The organism is Mesorhizobium sp. WSM4809 (assembly GCF_055811655.1).
The window spans coordinates 1-714 of record NZ_JBVVQW010000060.1 but is presented as its reverse complement, the minus strand read 5'-3'; the positions used below and the strand labels follow the sequence as shown (position 1 = coordinate 714).

The window sequence follows — 714 nt, the reverse complement described above, 5'->3', positions numbered from 1 at the left end:
AATCCGCTGGGCGGCTCCTTGCGCGGTATGTATCTCTCATTGCGATCATAGGTGAAGCTTGCGCCGGGCTTTGCAAGCGCTTCATTGAACTTGAAGGGTCCCGAACCGATATTCGCGGTCACCTGCTCCGTTGCTGGCCGGCTGGCGTCTTTCTCGCGCATGATGAACAGGTTCGACGACGATGCCGCAAATATGTCGATCAAAAGTCCGAAGGGATCCTTAAGCGCGATCGCGAAGGTTTTGTCGTCCCTCCTCGAGATGTCGCGGGCGCGCTCCATGAGCAACTGTCCAGCGCCCACCTGGCCCCAGCGACGGATCGACGCGACGCAGTCCGCTGCAGTGACGGGGGTGCCATCATGCCAGCCCAACCCGTCCCGAAGCTCGAACGTATAGGTCTTCTTGTCCTCGGAAACACCCCACTTCCCCACCATTTGCGGCTGCGGCATGAAGTTGGAGTCGAGTGCGAACAGCGTGTCGTAAATTGCGAGGCCGTGGTCCTGAGTGATGTCAGCTGTCGTAACAATCGGATCAAAGACGGTCAGGTCGCCCTTGACCATGCGGACCGTCCGTGCGGCGACCGGCGCAGTCTGTGCTCGCAGGACGGACGGGATCGATATAGCCGTTCCGGCGGCCAGGCCCGCCTTGATGAGGTCACGTCGAGAGATTGTCATGTCTCAGTTCCCCTTTGAGCCGATCGCACGGATGACCCATGTC

General features: G+C 59.9%; 1 protein-coding gene. It reads right to left on the bottom strand.

All coding sequences use genetic code 11. From position 1 onward, the window contains the following. The coding region (locus AC0L24_RS33835) for an ABC transporter substrate-binding protein (RefSeq protein ID WP_473565090.1) at positions 1-671 on the bottom strand (671 nt) is incomplete at its 3' end. Positions 672-714 lie beyond the last annotated feature (43 nt).